Source organism: Aquicoccus sp. (genome assembly GCF_041686535.1).
Lineage (GTDB): Bacteria > Pseudomonadota > Alphaproteobacteria > Rhodobacterales > Rhodobacteraceae > Aquicoccus.
This window is the reverse complement of the sequence record NZ_JAWLDS010000161.1, coordinates 1-4,223: the sequence shown is the minus strand read 5'-3', so window position 1 is coordinate 4,223 and position 4,223 is coordinate 1. Positions and strand designations below refer to the sequence as shown.

At 59.0% G+C, this 4,223-nt stretch carries 4 protein-coding genes and 1 tRNA gene; 3 read left to right on the top strand and 2 right to left on the bottom strand.

Annotated features, from left to right (window positions below; translation table 11 throughout):
* Window positions 1-24: 24 nt before the first annotated feature.
* Window positions 25-98: transfer RNA gene (locus ACESL9_RS17265), tRNA-Cys, on the bottom strand.
* 228 nt (window positions 99-326) lie between these two features.
* Here ACESL9_RS17265 and ACESL9_RS17260 point away from each other — a divergent pair.
* From ACESL9_RS17260 to ACESL9_RS17250, 3 genes are all read left to right on the top strand, one after another.
* A complete protein-coding gene (locus ACESL9_RS17260; RefSeq protein ID WP_372675326.1) occupies window positions 327-983 on the top strand; it encodes a protein-L-isoaspartate O-methyltransferase family protein in 657 nt (218 codons plus the stop codon).
* 38 nt (window positions 984-1,021) lie between these two features.
* Window positions 1,022-2,449: a TolC family outer membrane protein gene (locus tag ACESL9_RS17255; protein WP_372675324.1), complete on the top strand. Its 1,428-nt coding sequence runs from the start codon at window positions 1,022-1,024 to the stop codon at window positions 2,447-2,449.
* A gap of 98 nt (window positions 2,450-2,547) precedes the next feature.
* Window positions 2,548-3,636 carry a hypothetical protein gene (locus ACESL9_RS17250; RefSeq protein WP_372675323.1) on the top strand — a complete coding sequence of 363 codons (1,089 nt, stop codon included), beginning with the start codon at window positions 2,548-2,550 and terminating at the stop codon, window positions 3,634-3,636.
* Between the two features lie 111 nt (window positions 3,637-3,747).
* Here the strand turns inward: ACESL9_RS17250 and ACESL9_RS17245 are convergent, their stop codons facing one another.
* Window positions 3,748-4,071, bottom strand: coding sequence for a DUF6280 family protein (locus ACESL9_RS17245; protein ID WP_372675322.1), 324 nt, complete (start codon window positions 4,069-4,071; stop codon window positions 3,748-3,750).
* Window positions 4,072-4,223 lie beyond the last annotated feature (152 nt).

Genomic DNA, 4,223 nt, shown 5'->3' with positions numbered 1-4,223 from the left:
AATGACGCAAGTCATTGATTTTATTGGAGGCGAGTACCGGAATCGAACCGGTGTACACGGATTTGCAATCCGCTGCGTCACCACTCCGCCAACTCGCCAGCCGTGGTGCTAGGCCGGTCTTATCGCGGTTTTTGTCTGGCTTGTCCAGATGTCGCGTAAGGGATTTGAGCGTTCGAAAGAGGATGTTGGTTGCCCCCGCATGGTGCGGTTGCGGGTAAGGCTAGTGACCTATGTTGTCGTGATTGGTGCGGCAGAGATTGCCGGCACGCCGTAGATGTGTCAGAACACAGGAACAGGATTCCGACAGCTACCGACAGGCTCAGAAGATGACAGATTTCGCCATGCGCCGCACGATGATGGTGGACACACAGGTTCGACCGTCGGACGTCACGAAATACCCGATTATCGACGCCCTGCTATCTGTCCCGCGCGAAATGTTCGTCCCGCTCGACAAGCGTGAATTGGCCTATATGGGCGAGCATATCGAGATTGGCAAAAACCGGGTCATCCTTGACCCGCGGACGTTGGCGAAGATGCTGGATGCCTTGGACATCCAGCGTGATGAGCTTGTGCTCGATATCGGGGCCGGGCTGGGGTATTCGTCAGCGGTGCTCGCACGCATGGCCGAGGCGGTCGTGGCCGTTGAAGAGCAGAAGCCGCTTGCAAAGGAGGCGCAATCGAACCTTGTCGAGACTGGTGCTGACAATGTGGTGATGCACGAGGGACCGTTGACTGAAGGAGCAGCCCAGCACGGACCCTATGACGTAATCCTCCTCGAGGGAGCGGTGGCTTGCCTTCCGGACGGATTGATTGATCAACTCAAGGACGGTGGGCGGATGGCGGTACTGTTCGATGGCGAATTTGGGACCGGGCAAGTGCGAATCGGATACAAGCTCGATGGTCGGATGAACTGGCGGGTTGCGTTCGACGCGGGAGCGCCGGTGTTGCCTGGTTTTGAGAAACATGTGGCTTTTGCCCTCTGAAAGGGCAATCGGTTGAAGGAAATTGAGGCGATGTCGGCATGATCTGGATTGGGCTGAAACGACGGTTCCTGACGCGTCTCGTGGCTGCGGCGGCATTTGCTCTAGCCGTACCTTTGGTTTCCCATGCCGAAACAACGGTGATCGACTCGATGGCGGCGGCCTATCGACATAACGGCTTGATCGAGCAAAACCGCGCATTGCTGAGGGCCGCCGACGAGGATGTGGCGATCGCGGTTTCCGCGCTCAGACCCATTCTCAACTGGTCGGCGGATGTGACCCATTCGCGCGGCCGTAGCTTTACCCCCGGTGCCATGACTGCATCGCGGTCATCATCTGACACGGAAGCGACGATCGGTCTGGCGGCGGAACTGTTGCTGTACGATTTCGGGCGCAGCAAGATTGGTATCGACGTCCAGAAAGAATCCGTTCTGGCGACGCGCCAGGCGCTCATATCGGCCGAACAACGGGTGCTTTTACGCGCTGCGACCGCGTACTTGGAGGTCCAGCGGCAGAATGAGTTCGTGCAACTGCGACAGAACAATGTCCGCGTGATCACAGAACAGCTCCGGGCGGCACGCGATCGCTTCGAGGTTGGAGAAGTGACTCGCACCGATGTGTCACTGGCCGAGGCCCGCCTTGCCGGGGCACGCGCAGCCTTGTCGGCAGCGGAGGGGCAACTGGCGCAGGCTAACGAGGAATTTCGCGCAGCGGTCGGTCGCAAGCCCGGCTCCTTGAGCGATCTTGGCCGTGTGCCGGAGACTGCTGAGTCAGTGGAAGCGGCCAAGTCGGTGGCGCTGCGGACCCATCCCGAAATGCTCAAGGTGCAACACGAGGTAACAGCGGCGGAACTCGCGATCTTGGCGGCCGAGGCAGCCACGAAACCGCGGGTCAGATTGACCGGGCGCTACGGTTTGACCCAAAGCCTCGATGACAATGGGTTTTCAAATGGTGGCAGTGTCGGGGTCGAGATTGGCGGCCCGATCTATCAGGGCGGGCAATTGAGTGCGTTGACCAGGCAGGCAATGGCGCAGCGAGATCAGGCGCGTGCGGGGTTGCATGTCGTACGTCACGACATTGCGCTGGCCGTCGGCAATGCTTGGGCGGGGCTTCGGGTCGCCCGAGCCAGCCGGGACGCCAGCGAACGCCAAGTCCGGGCGGCGCGTGAGGCGTTTCGCGGGGTTCGTGAAGAAGCGACGCTGGGCGCGCGCACTACGCTGGATGTGCTGGATGCCGAGCAGGAATTGCTCGATGCGCAGACCAACCGGGCCTCGGCGATGGTGGACGAGCATGTTGCCGCCTATAATCTGCTTTCGGCTATGGGGTATCTCACCGTTGAGAGGTTGAACCTTTCGGTGCCGCGTTACGACCCGACGGCCTATTACAACTTGGTAAAGGATGCTCCGACCAACAACTCGCGTCAGGGTCGGCAACTTGACAAGGTTTTGCGCTCCTTGGGTAAGAAATAGTGGCAGACGCCTAATGCGCGCCCTATCTGTTGTGGGAATCTTTCCGCCGCGCTACAATCTCCGGTGAGGCAGAGTGGTATGATCGTATGAATGATCCCGTGACAAACGTTGAAATCGAGGACGTCCTGTCATCCATCCGGCGGCTGGTGTCCGAAAATGGCCGCAACGTGGAAACGCGTCCGAGCGAGCGAAATGAGTCTGAACGCCAGTTGGACACGGAAAAGGGTTCGTCGGCGTCTGCTGGGAAGAGAGCGCAGGATGACATGCTCGTCCTGACCCCGGCTTTGCGTGTGCCTGATCCGGCGGTCGCCGGTGCGCCGGCATCGGGAAGTGCCGTGGAGTCGGATGCGTCTGATCGCCTTGATGAAACTGCATTGCAAGTTTCGGCGACAGGTCAAGAGGACGACGCATCAACGGAGGGAGGTCAGGCATTGGCCGCAGCTCTTGAAAGCGTCGTCAGGCATGCGCTCGACGGGGCCATGGATAAAACGCTTTCGCAAGAATCCGATGATCGGCCTGGGCCCGAACCGGTCGGCGCCAACGCGGGCGACCCGGCTGCGCGTGCCGTAGAAGCAGGCGAGAGCCTTAAACAGAGGATCACCGAATTGGAAGCTGTGGTCGCGCAACAGGAAGGCGACTGGGAGCCGGATGGCGACGACGGCGAGGACGCCTATGCAGGCACGCCGGTCGAACCGCTTGCCTGGGAGGATCATTTTGAGGATCTCAAGGACAGCACCGACTTACCCGATCATGTTTGGCAAGAGGATCGGATGGGTGAAGTCGAAGAGGCCGAGCTTGTCATGGGTGACGCGGATGATGTTGGAGCCGGGCCTGAGCCGGTTTTCGAACACTTATCCAGAGCTGATGAGACCACACAGGATCCGGCAAGAGTGGCGCGTGAGGAATTCTCGCGCGAAGCGCTGGAAGATAATCAGCCGCAACCTGCGAATGCGGAGCCAGACACGGGTGACTCCGATGCATCGGACCAGGACGAGCCGATCGATCAGGATGTCGACCTTTTCGGAGCAGACGCGACATTGATCGACGAAGAAATGCTACGTGAAATGGTCGCTGATATCGTGCGCCAGGAGCTTCAGGGAACCTTGGGCGAACGGATTACCCGCAATGTTCGCAAGCTTGTCCGCCGAGAAATCCACCGTGCACTTGCGGCGCACGAGTTGGACTGACACGAAGGCAGCACTGCGGGGCTTCTTGAACGACCTTGCCAAATGAAAACCGGCCCTCGCTTGTCTGCGAAAGCCGGCTTCAAAATCTCGAAGTCGATTTTTCGGCGCGGTTCAGGCCGCCTCGGCCTGCTCGGCAGCGGCATTGCGGCGTTCGCTTTCTTCACGTGAGAGCGCGACTGACGTGCGCACACCCTTGGATACGAACTCCATAAGGCCCTTCACAACGCGTTCATTGGGGTCGATTCCGGCACAGCTCAAAACTTCGCGGCCATCGCGCGAGCGGGCCCAGCGGGCGATTTGCTCAGGACCGTTGCCGTATTTCTTGTCATCGGCAATCGCGTCATCCAGAGCAGCCAGCACAACGGCTGCAAACAGTTTACGTGCACGGTTGCCTTGTTCGTTATTGAAGGCCGTGCCGTCAACGAAATCCTTCATGTTTCGTCCTTTTTTATTGGTCTTGCAATTTCGGCGTGAAGCCCCTTATGACGGGTTTTTCTCGATTCGGATAGGCCGCAGTTGCATACCTTCCATGTCAAACATGCATGGCATTTGTGTATACTACACGATATTTCGTCACCTTGCCCTTT